Raw genomic sequence first — 21582 nt, forward strand, 5'->3', positions numbered from 1 at the left:
GGAACATGTTTGTCCACCTCCTGTATTGCGAAACCTCCATGACAACTGTACTTCATCGCCCCTCCGACACGACCGCTGGCCGGCTCCTTTCCATCGATGCCTTGAGAGGCCTGGTGATTCTGTTCATGCTGCTCGACCACGTTCGAGAGACCTTTTTCCTGCATCGTCAGGTGTCCGATCCCATGGACATTGCCACGACCGAACCGGCACTGTTTTTCAGCCGGACGCTGGCCCATTTGTGCGCACCCGTCTTTGTGCTGCTCACCGGCTTATCGGCCTGGCTGTACGGTGAAAAGTACGCCGGTAAGGCAGACGTCTGCAGCTTCCTGTTCAAGCGAGGACTTTTCCTGGTGGTGCTTGAATTCACCCTGGTGAGCTTCGCCTGGACGTTCCAGTTTCCGCCGACCGTTATTTATATGCAGGTGATATGGGCCATTGGCTTGAGCATGATTGCCCTGTCGGTGATGGTCTGGCTGCCGCGTCCGGTGTTACTGCTCTTGAGCCTTGCGATTATTGCCGGGCACAACCTGCTGGACACGCTTCACTTTCCCGTGGAATCGGCGATGCACGTACCTTGGGCGATTCTCCATGATCGCGGCTGGATCGAACTGTCCGAAGGGTTTCGGCTGCGCACGTCCTATCCGGTGCTGCCGTGGATCGGCGTGATCGGCCTGGGTTATGCGATCGGCCCGTGGTTCGGGCGAGCGGTGGACGCCACGGTACGCCAACGCACATTGCTGATCTGTGGTGGCGCCGGGCTGGCGGGATTCATTGCGCTGCGGCTGCTCAATGGTTATGGCGACAAACCCTGGAGCGTGGGCGAAACGTCCCTGCAAACGCTGATGAGTTTTTTCAACATCACCAAGTATCCGCCGTCGCTGCTGTTTGTCGCGTTGACCCTGAGTATCGGATGCTTGCTGCTTCTGTGGTTTGAGCGTTTACAGAAGAGTCAATGGTTGCGTCCATTGACGGTGTACGGATCGGCGCCGATGTTCTTTTATCTGTTGCACCTCTACGTGCTGAAGGTTTTGTACGTCATTGCCGTAGCACTGTTCGGATTGAACCAGGGCGCCTGGTTTGGTTTCGACTCGGTAGGAGCCGTCTGGCTGGTGGCAATCCTGCTGGCTATTGCACTTTATCGTCCGGTCAGTTGGTTCTCCGGATTGAAGGCCCGGCGTCGAGATATTGCCTGGCTCAAGTACCTTTAAGGTCGCCATTCGTGCCCTTTTATAAAGCCGCGCAGCATCGCGCTGCACTATGCGAAGGCAGTGCGCCTGCTGTTTGCCCGCGTCCATTCAACGCCTTTACGCCTGAGAACCGCCCTGCAGCACGTTCTGAGCAATCTGGCACAAACACTGCAACACACCGAACAGGCCCATCATTAGCGCAGTCGAGTGGGCAGCCCTCTCGGTCAACGTCGATCGAATCACGGGCAACATCGGTGGATCAGGCATAGACGTCTGGTGCTAACACCGCAAAAGAACAGGCAAAGACGCCTGGAACCGCAAGGTTTCAGGCGTTTTTTTTTGCTTTTTGAACCGTTTTAGCCGGGTGCTTCTTATGAATTCCAATGTTGCCGCGTTGAACACAGTGCAAACGCTGATCGTGATTGGCAATGGCATGGTCGGACATCATTGTGTCGAGCAATTGATCGAGCGGGGCGCTCTTGACCGGTATCAGTTGCACGTCTTCAGCGAGGAGCCGATGCGCGCCTACGATCGCGTGCATCTTTCCGAGTACTTCTCCGGCCGTGATGCCGAATCGTTGGCGCTGTCGGATGCGTCGCTTTACCAGACACCGGGCGTCACCCTGCATTTGGGTGTGCCGGTACTGGAAATCGACCGCGCCCGTCGTCAGGTGATGACCGCGCAGGGCTGCATCCCTTTTGACAAATTGGTGTTGGCCACCGGCTCTTATCCGTTTGTGCCGCCAATCGAAGGTGCAGAAGGCGATTCGCGCCTGGTGTATCGAACCCTTGAAGACCTCGACGCTATCCGCGCCGCGGCAGCCAACGCCCGACGTGGCGTAGTGGTCGGCGGTGGCCTGCTCGGCCTTGAAGCCGCCAACGCGCTGAAGAGCCTGGGCCTGGAAGCGCATGTGGTGGAATTCGCCCCGCGCCTGATGCCGGTGCAACTGGACGAAATGGGAGGCCTTGCGCTCAAGTCGCAGATCGAAAGGCTGGGCGTCGGTGTGCACCTGTCACGCGCCACTCAATCGATCAGCGCGGGCGAGGACTATCGCTACCGCATGAATTTCGCCAACGACGAGTCTCTTGAAACCGACCTGATCGTGTTCTCGGCCGGAATCCGCGCACAAGATGCGCTGGCTCGGCAATGTTCGCTGGAAATCGGCCCGCGCGGCGGCGTAGTGATCAGCGACGAATGCCTGACCAGCGACCCGGACATCTACGCCATCGGCGAGTGCGCCTCTTGGAATGGCGGCCTGTTCGGTCTGGTCGCGCCGGGTTACCAGATGGCGCGCGGTGTGGCGGCACGCTTGTGCAACGACGCTGCCGAGCCGTTCCTGGGCGCCGACATGTCGACCAAACTCAAGCTGCTGGGCGTCGACGTCGGCTCCATCGGCGATGCGCACGGCCACACGCCGGGCGCGCGCAGCTATCAGTTCATCGACGAAACCACGGCCAGTTATCGGCGGCTGGTGGTGGATGCCTCCAGCAAGCACGTCATCGGTGCAGTGCTGGTCGGCGACAACAGCTATTACGATACGCTGCTGCAGTACATGCAGAACGCGATTGCGCTGCCATCTGAGCCGGCCAGCCTGATTTTGCCGTCCTCCGAAGGCGCACCGACCCTCGGCCCGGGCGCGTTGCCCGAGTCGGCCACGGTCTGCTCGTGCCACAACGTCACCAAGGGTTCGATCTGCTCGGCCATCGATGGCGGCTGCACTGACCTCGGCCTGCTCAAGTCACAAACGAAGGCCTGCACCGGCTGCGGCGGTTGCGCCGGCTTGCTCAAGCAAGTCTTCGAACATGAGTTGATTGCTCGCGGCGTCAGCGTCGATAAAAGCCTTTGCGAACACTTCGCCTACACCCGTCAGGAACTGTATGCGCTGGTGCGGGTAGAAGGAGTGATCACTTTCGAAGAACTGTTGGCCAAACACGGCCGTGGCCACACCGGTTGTGATGTCTGCAAGCCGGCCGTGGGCTCGATCCTCGCGTCGTGCTGGAACCAGCCGATCATGGACGCCTCGCTGGTGCCGTTGCAGGACACCAACGACACCTTCATGGCCAACATGCAGAAAAACGGTACCTATTCGGTGGTGCCGCGCATCCCGGGTGGCGAAATCACCGCCGACAAACTGATTGCAATCGGCGTGGTGGCGAAGAAATACGACCTCTACACCAAAATCACCGGCGGCCAGCGTATCGACCTGTTTGGTGCGCAATTGCACGAGTTGCCGGACATCTGGGCCGAGTTGATCGAAGCCGGTTTCGAAACCGGGCATGCCTACGGTAAATCGACCCGGACGGTGAAGTCGTGTGTCGGCAGCACCTGGTGCCGCTATGGCGTGCAGGACAGCGTGCAAATGGCCCTCACCCTCGAAGACCGCTACAAGGGTTTGCGCTCGCCGCACAAGCTCAAGTTCGCGGTGTCCGGTTGCACCCGCGAATGCGCAGAAGCCCAGAGCAAAGACGTCGGCGTGATCGCCACCGAAAAAGGCTGGAACCTCTACATCGCCGGCAATGGCGGCATGCGTCCGCGTCACGCCGAGCTGTTCGCCACTGACCTGGACGATGCCACGCTGATCCGCTACATCGATCGCTTCCTGATGTTCTACATCCGCACCGCCGACAAATTGCAGCGCACCTCGGTGTGGCGCGAAAGCCTCGAAGGCGGTCTCGATTTCCTCAAAGACGTGATCATCCACGACAGCCTCGGGCTTGGCGCGGAACTTGAATCGCAAATGCAGTGGGTCGTCGACCGCTATGAATGCGAATGGGCCAACGCTCTCAAAGACCCGGAGAAACTCAAGCGCTTCCGCACGTTTGTCAACGACAAGCGCCCCGACCCGGACATCCACTTTGTTCAAGAGCGTGGTCAGCGGCGCCCGATCATGGCCGCCGAGCTAAACCTGATTCCCGTTACTGAGGAGATTGCCTGATGAGCCCGTCCACTACCCAACGCATCAATGCCTTGAGCGGCACCGAAGTCTGGAAATCGGTGTGCGCGCAACAGGATCTGGTGCGCGACTCCGGTGTCGTCGTCTGGCTTGACGGCGCACAAGTGGCGCTGTTTTACCTGCCGAGTGCTGAGGGCCAGACCCTCTACGCCATCGACAACCACGACCCGCAATCCGGGGCGAATGTGATCGGTCGCGGGTTGGTCGGCAGCATCAAGGGCGATCTGGTGGTGGCCTCGCCCATCTACAAGCAGCATTTTCGGCTGGAAGATGGCAGTTGCCTGGAATATCCGCAACAGCGCCTGCGTGTCTGGCCGGTGCGGTTCAATGGTGACGTGGTGGAAGTCGGCGTTTCTTGAAGGTGATCAAGCGCATCGCGCAACGGAATCGGAGGTATTGATGAAAACAGCCGCACAACTGCTGAAACTGAAGGTCGTGCAAAACCAGCATGTCCATAGCATTGCGCCCGATCAGATGGTGCTTGAAGCGCTGAAGCTGATGGCCGAAAAGAATGTCGGCGCGCTGCCGGTCATCGAGGCCGGGCACGTGGTCGGCGTGATCAGTGAACGCGACTATGCACGCAAGGTTGTGCTGCTGGGGCGCTCCTCGGTGGGCACGCCGGTGCGCGACATCATGAGCGCACCGGTGGTGACAGCCGACAGTCAGCAGAGCATCGAGCGCTGCATGGCCGTGATGACCGACAGTCATTTGCGCCACCTGCCGGTGGTGGAGGGGGGCGAACTGATTGGCCTGTTATCGATTGGTGATCTGGTGAAAGAAGCCATTGTCGAGCAGGCCGATCTGATTCGGCAGCTGGAGCATTACATTCGTGGGCATTAAACAGGGCGGATCTATCTGGAAATGATCCCGTGATCGATCGCGTACTTGACCAGCGCCGCCGGTTTGTCGATGTTGAGCTTGCGGCGAATGCTCAGGCGATGGGTTTCCACGGTGCGCACGCTGATGTCCAGTTCGCGGGCCATTTCCTTGTTGTTCATGCCTTGGGCCATTTTGTACAACACCTGACTTTCGCGCGGAGTCAGTTCATTGTCGGTGCTTTTATCGGCGATCAGACGTTGGGCTATTTCAGCGCTGTAGAACGTCCCGCCGCTGGCAATGGCTTCGATCGCGGCGATGATTTCCCGTGACGGTGCATTTTTCAGCACATAGCCGCTGGCACCGGAGCGCACGGATTCGCTCACGTATTCATAGTTATCGTACATGCTGAGCACCAGCACTTTGAGCGACGGGTACTGACTGCGCAGCAAGCGTGTCAGTTCCAGGCCATTCATGTCCTGGAGGCCGATGTCGACCAGCAACAGGTCCGGCTGGCAGCGTCCTACCATCTCGATGGCGTCCGCACCGTTGTCGGCTTCGCCCACCACTTCCAACGGGGCCATGACGGACAGCAACGCCTTGATCCCGTCGCGGACCAAAGAATGATCGTCGACCAGGGCGACGCGGATCGGGGAGGGCAGGTTCATCTCAGGCATTCACTCTTATTGTCGGGTCAGCGTTTTGCGCCGGGCATTTTCATTGGCAGCAGCACATCCAGTTCAGTTCTTCCCGGTGTCGATATCAGTTCGAATCGGCCGCCAAAATGCTCGACACGCTCACGGATATTGCGCAGGCCAATTCCGGCATGACGCCGTTCGACCTGAGCGACGTTGAAGCCGACACCGTCATCGACCACCGTCAGCCGTATGGATTCTTCAGACCCGTGCAGGGTAATGGAAACGTTTTTCGCCTGGGCATGCCGCTCGATGTTGGTCAGGCCTTCCTGCACGATGCGGAACAGCGAGACCGCTGCACCATCGACCAGATGGCAGTCGAATTCATTGTCGTTGTAGGTCACCGTTAGCCCGCTGCGCTGCTCGAACTCCTCCGCGAGTTGGCCGATGGCTGCCGACAGACCCAGGGTGTCGAGCAGGGATGAACGTAAATCATGAGAGAGGCTGCGGACTTCGCCAATCGCTTCCCCCAGGCGCTCCGTGGCCTCCCTTAAAATGCTCAAGCCTTTGTCCTGTCCGTTCTCCAGCACATGGCTGGCCAGTTCGAACTGGAACTTGATCGAGACCAACACCTGACTGATGCCGTCGTGCAGTTCACGGGAAACCCGCGAGCGTTCTTCCTCCTGCAAACTGACGATACGCTGGGTCAGGCGTTGCAGTTTTTTGTCGGCCAGACGGTGCTCGCTGACGTTCAGCGTCATGCCGCTGGCAAATACGAACAGCACCGCCACCAGCGCGACGGCGGCAATCGCCAGCATGGTTTTGCGGATGCCTTGGGCCACCTCGTCACGCGCCTGCTGAGTGGCGCGTTCAACGTCCTCAAGGTAAATGCCGGTGCCGAGCATCCAGCCCCAGTGATCCAGCATCACCACGTAGGCGAGCTTATCGGTTACCTGGCCGGAGGAGGGCTTGTTCCAGGCGTAGCGCTGAAAGCCTTCACCGGATTGCGCGCTCTTGAGCAATGCCTGGATCACGGGCAGTCCCTGAGGGTCCCGCATGTCCCACAAATATTTGCCTACCAGCTCTGATTGCCGCGCGTGCATCAAGCTGCGACCCTCGCGGTCGTACACGAAGAAATAGCCATTGATACCGAAGCTGAGTTTGCGAAGTTCCTCCAGCACTTGCTGCTGGGCGCGCGCGTCACCACGGCCGTCGTCGTACAGCGGCGCGATCAGGCTCTGTGCCATTTCCACGTAGTTTTTCAGTTCGGCGCGCTTGCTGGCCAGGATGCTGTCTTCGATCAACTGCGCCTGTTGGTCGCCCAGTTGCCGGTTCAGGGAAATCACCAGCGCACAGATGACAGCGATCGCCAGCACCAGCGGCAGAATCCCGAGCGCGACGATTTTGTGTTTGAGCTGCATCTGGGTTCCTGTGCGGACCGGGGGAAGGCCGGCATCATATGCCAAAGATACGCGCGTCCAGTAGCGTTGCTGGACGTAATGACCGGCGGCAGGGATGTCAGTTCGTTGAAATGCAAGACCCTGTGGGAGCGAGCTTGCTCGCGATAGCGGACTGACATTCACCCTCGAGGTTGACTGAGCCACCGCCATCGCGAGCAAGCTCGCTCCCACAGGGTCTTGCGTTTCGACTGATGGATCAGCGTCATCTACGTAGAACTACGTAGGCGTCACGTACGTAGTAACGCGGATTTATTTGTAGACGGCATGCGCGGATATTGGGCCAGCTCCGCACAGCGGACACAATTATAAAAATTACCGCCGCAGTCACTGGCTGTCGGCAGGAGACACGCTATGCCCCGTCTGGCTAAACACCTCGCCTGGTTTGCCGTGGCTGTTCTGGGAGCGTTTGCGCTGAGTGTCGTGGCCCTGCGCCGCGGCGAAGCGATCAACGCCCTCTGGATCGTAGTCGCAGCAGTCGCTATTTACCTCGTTGCCTACCGTTACTACAGCTTGTTCATCGCCAACAAGGTGATGCAACTCGATCCGAATCGAGCCACGCCCGCCGTGCTCAACAACGATGGTCTGGACTACGTACCGACCAACAAACACGTGCTCTTCGGTCACCACTTCGCAGCCATCGCTGGCGCCGGGCCTTTGGTCGGCCCGGTATTGGCGGCGCAGATGGGCTATCTGCCCGGCACGCTGTGGCTGATTGCCGGGGTGGTGCTGGCCGGTGCGGTTCAGGACTTCATGGTCCTGTTCATGTCCACCCGCCGTAACGGTCGCTCCTTGGGCGACATGGTCCGCGAAGAAATGGGCCGCATCCCCGGCACCATCGCGCTGTTCGGTTGCTTCCTGATCATGATCATCATCCTCGCGGTGCTCGCGCTGATCGTGGTCAAGGCCCTGGCCGAAAGCCCGTGGGGCATGTTCACGGTGATGGCGACCATTCCGATCGCGATGTTCATGGGCATCTATATGCGTTACATCCGTCCGGGCCGCATCGGCGAAATCTCGGTCATCGGCGTGTTGCTGCTGCTGGGTTCGATTTGGCTGGGCGGGCAGATTGCCGCCGATCCGGTCTGGGCCAAGGCATTCAGTTTCACCGGCGTACAAATCACCTGGATGCTGATCGGCTACGGCTTCGTTGCCGCGGTACTGCCGGTGTGGCTGATTCTGGCACCCCGTGACTACCTGTCGACGTTCCTGAAAATCGGCACCATCGTGGCGTTGGCGATCGGCATCCTGATCACCATGCCCGAACTGAAAATGCCGGCGCTGACCCAGTTCATCGATGGCACTGGCCCGGTGTGGAAGGGCGGTCTGTTTCCGTTCCTGTTCATCACTATTGCCTGTGGCGCGGTCTCGGGTTTCCACTCGCTGATCGCTTCGGGCACCACGCCGAAGCTGCTGGCCAGCGAAGGCCATGCCCGCTACATCGGGTACGGCGGCATGCTGATGGAATCGTTCGTGGCCATCATGGCGATGGTTGCCGCTTCGGTGATCGAGCCAGGCGTGTACTTCGCCATGAACAGCCCGGCGGCGATTGTCGGTGCTGACGTCGTTTCGGTCGCTCAGACCGTCAGCAGCTGGGGTTTCCTGATTACCCCGGAAGCCCTGCAAGCTGTCGCCAAAGACATCGGTGAAACCACCATCCTGGCTCGCGCCGGCGGTGCGCCGACCTTGGCGGTCGGCATTGCGCAGATCCTGCACAGTGTCCTGCCGGGTGAAAACACCATGGCGTTCTGGTACCACTTCGCGATTTTGTTCGAAGCGCTGTTCATCCTGACCGCTGTGGATGCCGGCACCCGTGCCGGACGCTTCATGCTCCAGGACTTGCTCGGTTCCTTCGTGCCGGCGCTGAAACGCACCGAATCCTGGACCGCCAACCTGATCGCCACCGCCGGATGTGTGGCGATGTGGGGTTACTTGCTCTATCAAGGCGTGATCGACCCGCTGGGCGGCATCAACACCCTGTGGCCACTGTTCGGCATCTCCAACCAGATGCTGGCCGGTATCGCACTGATGCTGGCGACCGTTGTGCTGATCAAAATGAAACGTCAGCGCTACGTCTGGGTCACGATGCTGCCAGCGGTTTGGCTGCTGATCTGCACCACTACCGCCGGTTTCATCAAGCTGTTCGACGCCAACCCGGCCATCGGTTTCCTCGCGCTGGCGAAGAAATACAGTGACGCACTGGCCAACGGTCAGGTACTCGCCCCGGCCAAGAGCATTGAGCAGATGCAGCACGTGATCTACAACGCCTACACCAACGCAACGCTGACCGCGCTGTTCCTGCTGGTGGTCTTCAGCATCCTGTTCTTTGCCCTCAAGGTCGGCATTGCCGCTTGGGGAACCAAGGAGCGCACGGATAAAGAAGCGCCATTTCAGGCCCTGCCGGACGCTTGACCGAGGAGTGCAGCATGTTCAATGACCTGAGTCGCCTCGGTAAATACCTCGGTCAGGCCGCACGCCTGATGGTCGGCATGCCCGACTACGACACTTACGTCGAGCATATGCGGACCAAACACCCGGACAAACCGGTGATGAGTTATGAGGTGTTCTTCCGGGAGCGCCAGGAAGCTCGTTATGGCAGCAAGGCCGGGCCCAAGTGCTGTTAATGGCTTAGGCGGGCTTGGTTGAAAAAAAACGCCGCTCACTGAGCGGCGTTTTTGCGAGCGGTTGAAACCTCCTGCTCAGGGTAATTCTTCCCAATTGACGTCGGTCAAGTCGTGCTGATCAGCATACTTGAGCAATCTGGCGTGATTGTCCTCAGCGTCATTTTCTCCATAAAAAAAGTCCACGCCTGCGTGCAGGCAGGCGTAGTACCACGCATCTTCCTCCGTCATATGAGAGTCCGGCTGGACAAACACTCGACGAGACTTGTTCAAGCGGTAGGTGATTTCAAAATGCCGAGCGCGCATCAGCCACTTTCTCCAGGTGATGCCGCTACGACATTAGTGGCTTAGTGCCAGTTCACTTTATTTTCAGGATTTTATCCCGCCTCCGCGCACATTCTCTGAACACCCATACAAGCCTTCTGCCTAACGATTATCAATGAGGAGGGTTTGGCCATGTCTGAAGCAGCTAGCTATTTCATGATTGCCGTGGCGGTGATCATCTTGCTCGTTGACCTATGGGCGATGGTCAGCGTGTTCCGCAGCGATAAGGAAGTCGGTGTCAAAGCGGCATGGGCGATCGGTTTGATCGTCTTCCCGGTCATCGGCCTGCTCGTGTGGGGCGTCGCCGGCCCGCGTGGAATCAAGGAAGGGCCGACATCGCCGGAGCATAGTAAAGGGTGAGGGTGGTGTCGTTATGCTGCGGCGCTGAAGGGTAAGAAAGCCTTCTGTTGCGGCGCGCGCCGAACATCGACATGTTTCCACTGCGGCTTTCAAGGTGGGCTATGAAAGCCCGTCCCAGTTCAGCCGCGAGTACAGTCGTCTTTTCGGCGTAGCGCCAGCAACGGCAATTCAGTGACTTCTCTCGTCAGCGGAACACAACCGATTCCGGCCGCTTTGCTTCGCTGAATACAGACACGCGTCAGCTATTTTTATCAAGGTGACTGGCGTTACGTCCTCGATGCTCGGTCGGCTGACAGTTATGCCTGCGCTGGCAGTCACTTTCCCCAGGGGATGCCCGCAGTGCTCGATATTCAGTGATCGAATGGCGTCCAGAATATCTTGGGCGACTTGTGTTGCACCCGCGCAATCGGTGTCAGGGAGAAGTACGGAAAATTCTTCGCCACCATACCTGGCGGCCAGATCCCCAGGCCTTTTTATGGTTTGCTGGATCGCGCGCCCGACTGCGTTCAGACAATCATCGCCGGCGGCGTGCCCGTACTGGTCGTTGTAGGGTTTGAAGTAATCGACATCCAGCATGATCAACGCGAGGGTAGTTCCGTTGCGCTGGGCCAAACGAATTTCGTTCAGCAGCGCAGTATCCAGACGTCGACGATTTCCCAGCCCGGTCAGGCTGTCAGTCAGCGCCATGTCTCGCATGGCCTGGTGTGCGAGGCGTAACTCTCTTTCCACCAGCATTCTTTGACGGAGCTGACTCAAGACGATGAGTCCGAAAACAGCGAGAACAGCTATCAGGAAAACCAGCACGAGTCCTGTTTTCAGTAGATCCCGACGCCAGGGTGCCGTGATGGATTCTCGGGAGAGCCCTGCTTCTACAACCAGGGGGTAGGTGGTCAACGCTCTATAACCATAAAGACGCTCAGTATCATCTACCACGGCTTTGGCTTCTGCGACGCCTTCGTGTGAGCTCGGCAGGCGACTCTTGAAAATCTTGCTGTTCGCCAGGCTCTTGCCAACGACGGATTCGATGAACGGACGCCGCACCAGGATCGTTCCGTTGCGCGTGGCCAGCACCAGGGCGCCTTCGTCATCGATTTTGAAGTCACCGTAGTAATTCACGAAGTAGCTGACCTTGATCGTTCCAAGCAGCACGCCTGCGAAAGAGCCATCAGGATTGTTCAGGCGGCGTGAAACAGGAATGATCAGATCGTTGGTGGATCTGCTTCTCACGACTTCGCCGATACGTACATTCTCATCATCATGAGTGCGGTGGTACTGAAAGTAATCGCGGTCGGCATTGTTGGCCGGCTCTGGCGTCTCGTCCTTGTCCTTGTCCTTGTCCGTCACGATCCATTGTCCGTCACGGCCGTAAATGAACAGCCCGTGCAGCTGCGGCATTATTTTGGATTGCTCAACCAGGAGGTTGTGGATGCGAGGGATGTTGAGATTTTGCAAGCCATCACCTTCGACCCGTTCACTTAGCGCAGCAGTGAGTACATCCACTTGCCGAATGGTATCTTCTGCATGCTGAGCAGTTGCACGTGCGAGATTCGCCACGGAGTCGCGGGCCGATGAAAAGGCAGAACTATAGTCACGCCAGGTACGCCAGCCCTCAACCGAGACGAACGCGACGATGACCACCAACATGAAACTCACTGTGAGTCGAAATGTAGCTCTCGCTCGCCCGGCTTGAGCAGAGGAGGGCTCGGATGGGCGATCTTCCTTCGCCTCCGGCCGTTTGCGTCCGAGCATCTACATGTCCTTCTACGACTGAACTCCACACGGCACATGCCGAACCCAACGATAATCATATCAGCGGATTTAGTGATGGGCTAAAGCCTGGTTCGGTATGACTGGCCCAGGTTCTTATCGCTACCAAATGAGGCTGCGGCGTGCGCGGTGCTCAAGTCTACACGAGGCCGACAAACGACAGGATAACCAGGACGATCACGACGGCGCCGACGATGTAGATGATATTGTTCATGAAGACCACCTCTCTAGCTAAACGGGGTTTTGACACCAGGGGTGCCTAATACAGGTGACCCCTCTGCTCGTAAATCATTCCATTGACTCAACCAGAATTCGAAATCGGCAGCAGGCATTGGACGCCCGTAAAGATACCCTTGGCCTTGATCGCATCCTATTTCCTTGAGGAACCTGTTTTGCTCTTCGGTCTCAACGCCCTCTGCAATAATCTTGAAGCCCAGGGCGTGCCCTAATTCAACAATGGTTTTAGTGATGGCCACATCGCTTGGGTCATGGGGTAAGTCTGAAATAAAAGTGCGGTCGATTTTCAAACTGTTGATGGGTAAAAGCTTGAGGTACGCCAAAGAAGAATACCCTGTTCCGAAGTCATCAATAGCGGTCGTTACACCGAGACTCTGTAGTGTGCTCAGGACCTCTTTTGAATGTTCTGGACTCGCCATCATCAAGCTTTCGGTAACCTCTATCTCTAGAACATTTGCCGATAAGTCATATGCTTCTAACGTGCTTGTGATGGTTTCAACAAAATCGCTTCTGTCAATTTGCAAGGCGGCTACGTTGACTGCGATTACCCCATGCGCGATGCGCAAATTCGTCCAGCGCCTGATATCGCTGCAAACAATGTCAATCACCTGTTCGCCGATCTGGATAATCAATCCTGTGTTTTCTGCCAAGGGGATAAAGTCAGCAGGTGAAATCAGTCCCTGTGTAGGGTCGCGCCAACGAATGAGCGCTTCTGCTCCCAGGACTTCATTATTTAGCAGACTGATTTTAGGTTGATACCATACTTCGAATTCATGATTCAGCACGGCTCGTCTCAAGCAGCGCTCACTGTTAAGTCTTTCTTGAGCGCGTAATGTCATTTCTGGCTGGTAAAAACGATAGCCGTTTCGCCCGCCTTCTTTAGCGCCATACATAGCCGTATCAGCTTGCCTTAGTAGCTGTTCAACGGTCTCGGAATCATGGGGCGCAACCGATATTCCGATGCTGGCGGTCAATAAAGTGGATGTGCCTTTTAAATCAAATGGCTCCTGAAGCGATATCAAGAGTTTCTTCGCAATGATAATAGCGTCGGTGGGGTGTGTAAGGTTATTCAGAATCAAGGCGAACTCATCACCCCCCAAACGGGAGACGGTATCCTCTGAGCGCACACATGATAGAAATCGTGAGGCAGCCTGCTGTAAAAGCAAGTCTCCCATCGAATGACCCAGGCTGTCATTTACCGTTTTAAAGCCATCCAGATCTATTACAACCACTGCAAGGGCCTGGTTGTAGCTTAGCGACAGGTCAAGCGAATGCTGTAATCTTTCATGGAATAGCAACCTGTTAGGCAGAGCTGTCACGGGGTCGTAGTGTGACATGCGTTCCAGATCAGACTGTGATTGATTGATGGCTGATATGTCCGAGAACACGGCAACGTAATTAATTACTTTACCGGTGTCGTTGAAAACTGTGTTGATCGTCAACCATTCAGGATACAACTCGCCATTTTTTCTTCGGTTCCAAAGTTCACCGCGCCAAAATCCAGTGATTTTCAGATTTTTAAGTATGTCGCGGTAAAAGACAGTGTCTTGTTTGTCAGACATGAGAACGCCGGGCTTGAGCCCCAGGGATTCTTCAGCGCTAAATCCCGAGATTTTCGCGTAGGCGGCGTTGACCGATAGTATACGTCCACGGGCATTGGTGATGATCACGCCGTCAGCGGTGTTGTCCAGAACGATACCGGCGAGGCGAAGCTCTTCAGTATTTTGTTTTATCTCTGTGATATCAGTAGAAATCCCCAAGACCCCTGTGGGTTGTCCACCCGCTCCTCGCAACAAACACTTGGTTGTTAAATACGTGTGCATTTTTCCATTGTCTTGAAGTTGATCTTCAAAACGAAGAATCCCTCCGGTCGAAAGCACTTCTATATCGTTTTCCCGGAGGATTCCAGCCTCGCTATCCGGCAGGTAAAATTCTCGTGTTTTGCCTTCCATCTCCTTGAATGTGAAACCCGCTGCTTGCTCGAACATACGGTTGCATAGACGAAGTTTTCCTTCTGTGTCATAGACGTAAATCAGCGAAGGAGCGTTATCTACGATGTCTTGAAGTAACACCTTTTGAGTGAGCAGAGCTTCTTCAGCTTGTTTCCTGTCGGAAATGTCTCGCACCACGGCATAGAGCATTGGCTCCCCTGAAAGACTGACGGTGCACAGCGTGATCTCAGCCGGAAAAACAGTTCCATCAGCTCGTTTATGCAGCCACTCGAAACGGTGTACGCCATTAGCCAGGGCGGTTTGCAGCATAACGTGTGCTTTAACCGTCGTTGATTCGCCGTCGCTCTGGTAGTGGGGTGATACATCGGTTGCCTTGATCCTGTGGAACGTCGATAAATCATGAAACCCGAAGACTTTCATCGCTGCTGCATTCGCATCTGTACAAATGCCACTTCGGCGCAGGATCCAGATGGGATCGGGCGAACGCTGGAAAAGAGCACGGAAACGAGCTTCGCTCTGCACCAACGATAATTCGGCGGTCTGGCGGTCTTCGACCTCTTGAGCAAGCTCAGTGTGGCGTTGGCGAATGAGCCGATGACTTTTGCTGAGCTGTGCAGCGAAATAGGTAAAAAAACCTGTGCAGGTGAGGGCAAAAAGAAAGAGAGGAGAGGTGAATATCGAACTGGCGGGCCATCCATTTTCAGGCGTTGCAGCGAGTTGCCAAGTGCCACCGGGTACGTCAACAACGGTGGTGACGGCGTCATTCTGAAAAACCTTCGGATCGCCGAAGATCATTTCCCCGTCGGCACCTGATCCATCCTTTCCGCGTAATGCTATTTGCAAGCTCGTAGTCAGGTTAATGCCGCCAGCATCAAGTAGCTGATTCACATCTGCCACGACGGAAGCATTGCCCCAATACGCCTCTTTGCCGTCTGAACCAATGACAAAAACCGGGCGACGATGAATGAATCCATTCCCGCCTTGCACCAGCACGACGGGCCCGGCTAAAAGCGGCGCTTTTTGCTCGCGGGACCGTACCAGCGCTCCGTATTGAACGGGCAGCTTGCGATAGTCCAAACCTAGAACCCCCTCGTTCCCTTCAAGAGGGAAGACGTTGCGCACCACGTCGTTGGGAGCTAGCGCGATGTGGCGGATATGGGGCTGTGTTGCGATTGCCAGTTTCGACATCCCGTCGAAATGCCCGGACGTAATGTCCCCATCCAGTCTCAGCAACTGTCCGATACCTTCAGTCACATCAAAGGTAGCGCGTACTTCACTTTCAAGGTGTGCCCGCACATTCGCTAATCTTGAAGTGACTTGAGCTTTAACCTCGTGTGATTTCTCTCGTACATCCAAAGTGCCCAGGGTCACGGAAAGCACGATTCCCGTCAGTAGAATGCTTCCCGGCAATACAAATGTACGCCACGAACTTTTGTGCGCTTCAGTTGGGGCAGGTCTGTCCTGGTTTGCCATTGCCGCTCGTGAATTTCCCAAATCGTCAGTCCTTCGAATCAGTCATTGAAATAGCACCTGAGGGTTGGGAGATAACAGTTTTCGCTAGTGAACAACGCTGGCTTGATAAGTGGGTGAGGGTGGAACAACCGGCCGGTGCTGCACTGGAGAGTTTCACCTGAACCGATGACCGTTCCACCATGGCCCTCTCTTTGAGCAGACAATTCATTGTCGACTACAGCCCGAGACCATGGGACTTGTCGACCTGGGGAATCAAGCCTAGCTGTATGGCGAGAATCGGCAATAGTTCCAGCACCCTACGCCGCTTGTCAGATGCCCGAGACGCTGACTGTCTGCATCAAACCGCCTTGCGTCGTCGCTGGTGAACATCGCGACACGACACGTTGAGGATACTGGAGAGCGGGGCGAAGGAGGGGGAGGCGTCTGCTTCGATGTATTCCCGAAAGCCAGATACGAAAAAGCCCTGATTAAATCAGGGCTTTTTCGTATGAATATGGCGGAGGCGATGGGATTCGAACTCATGGACCTGTTACAGTCGACGGTTTTCAAGACCGTTGCCTTAAACCACTCGGCCACACCTCCGTTTGCGTTGCGGGCGCCATAATACCTGAATGAAACACACTGTCAAACTCTGTGCATAGCTTGTTACAGAGCGTCTGTTATGATCTTTGCGACTGAACGTTTCAAACCAACAGGAGTGTCGCCATGCGCGAACAGGATTACGCAGTTAATAACAGCGTGCAGGTTGAGCAGCTAGAGGTTAGCCGCGTCCTGCGCAACACTTATGGCTTACTCGCACTCACCCTCGCATTCAGCGGCGTGATGGCGTTTGTTGCACAGCAGATGCGCGTCGGCTACCCGAATATCTTCGTGGTGCTGATCGGTTTCTACGGCCTTTTCTTCCTCACCAACAAACTTCGTGATTCGGCGTGGGGCCTGGTGTCGGCGTTTGCCCTGACCGGTTTCATGGGCTTCCTGCTCGGCCCGATCCTCAACCGTTATCTGGGCATGCAGGGCGGCGCGGAAGTCGTGAGTTCGGCCTTCGCGATGACAGCGCTGGTGTTCGGCGGTCTGTCGGCTTACGTGCTGATCACCCGCAAGGACATGAGTTTCCTCGGTGGCTTCATCACCGCTGGTTTCTTCGTTTTGCTCGGTGCGACGTTGGCCAGCTTCTTCTTCCAGATCAGCGGTCTGCAACTGGCGATCAGCGCAGGTTTCGTGCTGTTCTCCTCGGTCTGCATTCTGTTCCAGACCAGCGCCATCATCCACGGCGGCGAACGTAACTACATCATGGCGACCATCAGCCTGTATGTATCGATCTACAACCTGTTCGTCAGCTTGTTGCAGCTGTTCGGCATCATGAGCCGCGATGATTAATCCTCGGCCATGAGTGAAAAAACCCGCATTTGCGGGTTTTTTCTTGCCTGCGATTCGGGCAAAACTCACGCCATCGGCGGCAACCGCCGTTTGACCGGGGTTTTCTTGACGATGGCGGTGTTGGTTTCGGCATGAGTGTTCAGGCGATCGAGGAGGGTGTCCAGTTGTTCCATCGAGCGCACATGCAGGCGTGCTATGAAGCAATCGTCGCCAGTGACCTTGTCGCATTCGGTGAATTCGGGGATGGCCTGGATCTGCCGCTCCACCTCCTGCAACTGCCCCGGCAGCGGGCGAATACGCACAATGGCCTGAAGTTGATAGCCAAAAAATCTGGGATCAATCTCGACCGTGTAGCCTTTCAGCACGCCACGTTCTTCGAGGCGGCGCAGACGCTCGGCGACGCTGGGCGAGGACAAGCCGCTGAGGTGCGCCAGGGCCTTGAGCGAACGCCGTGAGTCCTCCATCAATGCCGTAATCAGCACTTGGTCGATATCGTCAGTCATGGCGAAACCTCAATTAGGCAATTGTCTGTAACTGCCTTGATAAAAAAGGCAGATGCCGAGTTTAGCCTGCTTTTTGCGCTGGAGAAGCCCCCGGCTGGATCGGCATACTTTGGGCTCAAACACAGGAGTCTGATGATGGACAAAACAATTCGTCGCGGGTCGTTCGAAATGACCTCTGCCATGCTGATTTCCGGGACTATCGGCTGGTTCGTGCTGGTGTCCGGGCAGCCAGTGCTTGACGTGGTGTTCTGGCGTTGCGTTTTCGGCGCGGGCACGTTGTTGCTGATCTGCGCGGCGTTCGGCCTCCTGCGCCCCGGCATCCTGACCCGCACCACCTTCCTGCTGGTCGTGCTCAGTGGCATTGCGATTGTCGGTAACTGGGTGCTGTTGTTCGCCTCTTACTCCCGCGCCTCGATTGCCATTGGCACGGCGGTTTATAACGTTCAGCCGTTCATGCTGGTCGGGTTGGCCGCGCTATTCCTCAACGAAAAAATCACCCTGCAGAAACTGTTCTGGCTGGGCGTTTCGTTTGTGGGGATGCTGGCGATTGTCAGTGCACACGGTGAACAGGGCGAGAACGGCAATGATTACCTGATGGGCATCGCGCTAGCGCTAGGGGCTGCTTTCCTTTACGCGATTGCGGCGTTGATCATCAAACGCTTGACCGGCACGCCACCGCACCTGATTGCGCTGATCCAGGTCAGCACAGGTGTGTTATTGCTCGCGCCATTCGCGCATTTCTCGGCGTTGCCGCAAGCACCGAGCGCCTGGGCCAGTCTGGTGACGCTCGGCATTGTCCACACCGGCGTGATGTACGTATTGCTGTACGGCGCGATCCAGAAACTGCCGACAGCATTGACCGGCGCGTTATCGTTCATCTACCCGATTGCGGCGATCTTCGTCGACTGGTTTGCCTTCGGCCATCGCCTGGAAACGCTGCAATGGATCGGGGTCGCCGCGATTCTGCTGGCCGCTGCCGGCATGCAACAAGGCTGGAGTCTGAAGTGGCGGCGGACAGTGACACAATAATCAGATGTTCCAGCGCGGTGCCGTCCTGGCAAGGCGCTGGCGCATCTGGCCAATGTTGCTGGCCAACTGCCGGATCAACAAGGGTCTTCAGAAGATGTAATCGGTGGTCAGGAAACTCGAACTGCGGCCGCTGATGATCTCGCTGATCAGGTCTTTGTTGGTCTCCTGGAATTTGGTTGCGACCAGTGTGCGAATCGAAAACACCCGTAGCGCATCATGCACCGACAACGTGCCTTCGGCGGAATTCTTGCGGCCGTTGAACGGGTAGGTATCCGGACCCCGCTGGCACTGGGCGTTGAGGTTGATCCGCCCGACCTGGTTGGCGAAAGTGTCCACCAGCCGGCCGACCGCTACCGGGTTGGTGCCGAAGATACTGAGTTGCTGGCCGAAGTCCGATTCCAGGACGTAATCGATCACCGTGTCCAGATGCCGGTAAGGCACGATCGGCACCACCGGGCCGAACTGTTCTTCCTGGTAGACGCGCATCTGCGGCGTCACCGGGTACAATACTGCCGGATAGAAAAAGGAAGCGCGGGCTTCGCCGCCATTAGGGTTCACCACGCGGGCGCCTTTGCCGACGGCATCCGCGACCAGCGAGTGCAGATAGTCGACCTTGCCCGACTCTGGTAGCGGCGTCAGGGCCACGCCGCTTTCCCACGGCATGCCGGGTTTGAGGCTGGCGAGTTTGGCGTTGAATTTGGCGATGAACGCCTCGACCACGTCCTCATGGACGAAGAGGATTTTCAGCGCGGTGCAGCGCTGGCCATTGAAGGACAACGAGCCGGTGACCGCTTCGTTCACTGCATTGTCCAGATCCACTTCCGGCAAAACGATGCCTGGATTTTTCGCATCCAGACCCAGCGCGGCGCGCAAGCGGTGCGGTTTCGGGTGGAGTTTTTTCAGGTCGCTGGCGGCTTTATTGGTGCCGATAAAGGCAAAGATATCGATCTTGCCGCTGGCCATCAGCGCGCTGACGGTCTCTCGGCCGCTGCCGTAGATGACGTTGATCACCCCGGCCGGGAAGCTGTCGCGGAAGGCTTGCAGGAGCGGGCGAATCAGCAGCACGCCGAGTTTGGCCGGTTTGAACACCACGGTGTTACCCATGATCAGCGCCGGGATCAGCGTGGTGAAGGTTTCGTTCAGCGGGTAGTTATAAGGTCCCATGCACAACGCCACGCCCAGCGGTACGCGGCGGATTTGGCCCAGTGTGTCCTGTTCCAGCTCGAAGCGGCTGGAGCGGCGGTCGAGTTCCTTGAGCGCGTTGATGGTGTCGACGATGTAGTCGCAGGTGCGGTCGAACTCTTTTTCCGAGTCCTTGAGGTTTTTACCGATCTCCCACATCAGCAACTTGACCACGGCTTCGCGCTGTTCGCGCATACGTCCGAGAAAGGTTTCGACGTGCTGGATGCGCTCGGCCACACGCATGGTCGGCCACAGGCCCTGACCCCGGTCATAGGCCCGAACGGCAGCGTCGAGGGCAGTCAGCGCGGTGTCGGCATCGAGCAGCGGCGTGCTGCCGAGGATGACTTGTTCGTCGCCGTTTTCACCGCTCAGGTACACCGGGCTGCGAACCTGGGCGAGGGGGCCTGACCAGGTTTTCAGTTCGCCATCGACCAGGTATTCACGTTGTTCGGCCTGGCCCTCGAGGCGGTATTTTTCCGGGATGTCGCTGGCGTGGGGAAACAGGTTGCCGAGAATAGGTGCTGTGGTCATGTCGCTACTCCATGTGATGTAAGCCATGCGCTGACGGCTTGCCGTTCAGATTCACTTCAAAGGTTATACGCCTTATTGGCTCGACTTTTTAAGTGCCGATTTCATGAGCCCGCGATCTTTTGACCTGAGAACACACAACGGTCGATGCTGCGGGTAAACTTCGCGCTCTTTATTAAGGAGTTCATATGAGTGACTACCAGCCGGGCATTCTCGCCACCCCAGTACCGCCTCAAGCCCGTCATATGTTCTTCGCGCTGGAATCCGTCGATGCACTCCCGGCCGCGCTCGACAAGTTAGTGCAACGGGTGGACGGGAAATCGGCAGTGGTCGGTTTCGGTGAATCCCTGGTCAAGGCACTGGGTGGCCAAATCGAACGCCTGCGACCTTTTCCGGCGCTGACGGGCGTCGGTGTCGACAACCCGTCGACGCAACACGCGTTGTGGTGCTGGTTGCAGGGTGTCGACCGTGGCGAGCTGCTCAATCGCGCCACCGCCATCGAAGCCGAGCTGGCGCCGGCCCTGCGTCTGGTGCAGATGAACGAAACCTTCCGCCACCTCGCCGGCCACGACCTGACCGGTTACGAAGACGGCACTGAAAACCCGCACGACGAAGCCGCCGCGGCTGCGGCGCTGGTCGGTGAGGGCGCTGACGGTCTGGTCGGTGGCAGCTTTGCCGCGATCCAGCAGTGGCAGCACGACCTGAAAGGCTTTCACGCAATGCCGTCCCACGAAAAAGACAACATCATGGGCCGGCGTTTGAGCGACAACGAAGAAATCGATGACGCGCCGATCTCCGCTCACGTCAAACGCACCGCCCAGGAAAGCTTCGCCCCGGAAGCGTTCGTGGTCCGCCGTTCGATGCCGTGGATCGAAGGGGAGCGAGCCGGTCTGATGTTCCTGGCGTTCGGTTCTTCCCTCGACGCCTTCGAAGCCCAACTGCGGCGCATGAGCGGACTGGAAGACGGCATCACCGACGGTCTGTACCGCATCAGCCGGCCGATCACCGGCGGTTACTACTGGTGCCCGCCGCTCAAGGACGGTCATTTGGATTTACGCGCGCTGCGCGTCGGCTGACTGTAGGCGGCAATTCCCGGAGCAGACAGCAGTTGCGTTTGAACCGGCCGGATGGGCGGGGGATTTACCCGTGGTCCTATCTGGCACAACTCACCCCAGAAACCA

At 57.2% G+C, this 21582-nt stretch carries 17 protein-coding genes, 1 tRNA gene and 1 pseudogene; 11 read left to right on the forward strand and 8 right to left on the reverse strand.

All coding sequences use genetic code 11. The features are described from left to right. Positions 1–38: 38 nt before the first annotated feature. The 4 genes from ACYZT9_RS12770 (at position 39) to ACYZT9_RS12785 (ending at position 4980) form a co-directional block, all read left to right on the forward strand. Positions 39–1208, forward strand: coding sequence for a DUF1624 domain-containing protein (locus tag ACYZT9_RS12770; RefSeq protein WP_462010096.1), 1170 nt, complete (start codon positions 39–41; stop codon positions 1206–1208). A gap of 352 nt (positions 1209–1560) precedes the next feature. Continuing rightward, positions 1561–4122, forward strand: a complete 2562-nt coding sequence (nirB, locus tag ACYZT9_RS12775) for a nitrite reductase large subunit NirB (protein WP_462010097.1) — start codon at positions 1561–1563, stop codon at positions 4120–4122. Beyond that, positions 4122–4499, forward strand: coding sequence for a nitrite reductase small subunit NirD (gene nirD, locus ACYZT9_RS12780; RefSeq protein ID WP_462010098.1), 378 nt, complete (start codon positions 4122–4124; stop codon positions 4497–4499). The genes nirB and nirD overlap by 1 nt, the downstream gene beginning before the upstream one ends. A gap of 40 nt (positions 4500–4539) precedes the next feature. Beyond that, on the forward strand, positions 4540–4980 hold the full coding sequence (locus ACYZT9_RS12785) for a CBS domain-containing protein (RefSeq protein WP_462010099.1): 441 nt from the start codon (positions 4540–4542) through the stop codon (positions 4978–4980). Positions 4981–4991: 11 nt separating this feature from the next. Here ACYZT9_RS12785 and ACYZT9_RS12790 read toward each other — a convergent pair whose 3' ends face one another. Both ACYZT9_RS12790 and ACYZT9_RS12795 read right to left on the reverse strand, forming a co-directional pair. Beyond that, the gene (locus ACYZT9_RS12790) at positions 4992–5624 is read right to left on the reverse strand and encodes a response regulator (protein ID WP_462010100.1); all 633 of its coding nucleotides are present in this window, start codon (positions 5622–5624) and stop codon (positions 4992–4994) included. A gap of 26 nt (positions 5625–5650) precedes the next feature. Then, entirely contained in the window at positions 5651–7012 is a 1362-nt protein-coding gene (locus tag ACYZT9_RS12795; RefSeq protein ID WP_462010101.1) for a cache domain-containing protein, read from the reverse strand. Positions 7013–7402: 390 nt separating this feature from the next. On the opposite strand from ACYZT9_RS12795, the gene ACYZT9_RS12800 reads away from it, so the two are divergent. Together ACYZT9_RS12800 and ACYZT9_RS12805 are read left to right on the forward strand one after the other, a co-directional pair. Next, complete coding sequence (locus tag ACYZT9_RS12800) at positions 7403–9460, forward strand: carbon starvation CstA family protein (RefSeq protein WP_462010102.1); 2058 nt, start codon at positions 7403–7405, stop codon at positions 9458–9460. A 14-nt stretch (positions 9461–9474) separates the two neighbouring features. Beyond that, on the forward strand, positions 9475–9672 hold the full coding sequence (locus tag ACYZT9_RS12805) for a YbdD/YjiX family protein (RefSeq protein ID WP_462010103.1): 198 nt from the start codon (positions 9475–9477) through the stop codon (positions 9670–9672). A gap of 75 nt (positions 9673–9747) precedes the next feature. Here the strand turns inward: ACYZT9_RS12805 and ACYZT9_RS12810 are convergent, their stop codons facing one another. Beyond that, positions 9748–9975 carry a DUF6555 family protein gene (locus ACYZT9_RS12810; RefSeq protein ID WP_462010104.1) on the reverse strand — a complete coding sequence of 76 codons (228 nt, stop codon included), beginning with the start codon at positions 9973–9975 and terminating at the stop codon, positions 9748–9750. 150 nt (positions 9976–10125) lie between these two features. On the opposite strand from ACYZT9_RS12810, the gene ACYZT9_RS12815 reads away from it, so the two are divergent. Beyond that, complete coding sequence (locus tag ACYZT9_RS12815) at positions 10126–10353, forward strand: PLD nuclease N-terminal domain-containing protein (RefSeq protein ID WP_462010105.1); 228 nt, start codon at positions 10126–10128, stop codon at positions 10351–10353. A 61-nt stretch (positions 10354–10414) separates the two neighbouring features. Further along, a pseudogene (locus tag ACYZT9_RS12820) lies at positions 10415–10528 on the forward strand (helix-turn-helix transcriptional regulator); the annotation flags it as partial. Here the strand turns inward: ACYZT9_RS12820 and ACYZT9_RS12825 are convergent. The 3 genes from ACYZT9_RS12825 to ACYZT9_RS12835 all read right to left on the reverse strand — a co-directional run bounded on the left by ACYZT9_RS12825 (position 10522) and on the right by ACYZT9_RS12835 (position 16364). Next, positions 10522–12102, reverse strand: coding sequence for a sensor domain-containing diguanylate cyclase (locus ACYZT9_RS12825; RefSeq protein ID WP_462010106.1), 1581 nt, complete (start codon positions 12100–12102; stop codon positions 10522–10524). The pseudogene ACYZT9_RS12820 and the gene ACYZT9_RS12825 overlap by 7 nt on opposite strands. 245 nt (positions 12103–12347) lie before the next feature. Continuing rightward, positions 12348–15782, reverse strand: a complete 3435-nt coding sequence (locus ACYZT9_RS12830) for a bifunctional diguanylate cyclase/phosphodiesterase (RefSeq protein WP_462010107.1) — start codon at positions 15780–15782, stop codon at positions 12348–12350. A 494-nt stretch (positions 15783–16276) separates the two neighbouring features. Continuing rightward, positions 16277–16364 (reverse strand) — tRNA-Ser (locus ACYZT9_RS12835). Between the two features lie 123 nt (positions 16365–16487). Here ACYZT9_RS12835 and ACYZT9_RS12840 point away from each other — a divergent pair. Then, positions 16488–17159 carry a Bax inhibitor-1/YccA family protein gene (locus ACYZT9_RS12840; protein WP_010461027.1) on the forward strand — a complete coding sequence of 224 codons (672 nt, stop codon included), beginning with the start codon at positions 16488–16490 and terminating at the stop codon, positions 17157–17159. A 65-nt stretch (positions 17160–17224) separates the two neighbouring features. Here ACYZT9_RS12840 and ACYZT9_RS12845 read toward each other — a convergent pair whose 3' ends face one another. Beyond that, entirely contained in the window at positions 17225–17662 is a 438-nt protein-coding gene (locus ACYZT9_RS12845) for an Lrp/AsnC family transcriptional regulator (protein ID WP_462010108.1), read from the reverse strand. 135 nt (positions 17663–17797) lie between these two features. Between ACYZT9_RS12845 and ACYZT9_RS12850 the strand changes: the two genes are divergently transcribed. Continuing rightward, entirely contained in the window at positions 17798–18691 is an 894-nt protein-coding gene (locus ACYZT9_RS12850; RefSeq protein ID WP_462010109.1) for a DMT family transporter, read from the forward strand. Between the two features lie 87 nt (positions 18692–18778). Here the strand turns inward: ACYZT9_RS12850 and ACYZT9_RS12855 are convergent, their stop codons facing one another. Then, positions 18779–20404, reverse strand: a complete 1626-nt coding sequence (locus ACYZT9_RS12855; RefSeq protein ID WP_462010110.1) for an NADP-dependent glyceraldehyde-3-phosphate dehydrogenase — start codon at positions 20402–20404, stop codon at positions 18779–18781. Positions 20405–20589: 185 nt separating this feature from the next. Here ACYZT9_RS12855 and ACYZT9_RS12860 point away from each other — a divergent pair, with 185 nt between their 5' ends. Continuing rightward, entirely contained in the window at positions 20590–21477 is an 888-nt protein-coding gene (locus tag ACYZT9_RS12860) for a Dyp-type peroxidase (protein ID WP_462010111.1), read from the forward strand. Positions 21478–21582 lie beyond the last annotated feature (105 nt).

The sequence above is a fragment of the Pseudomonas sp. ZT5P21 genome (assembly GCF_054897785.1).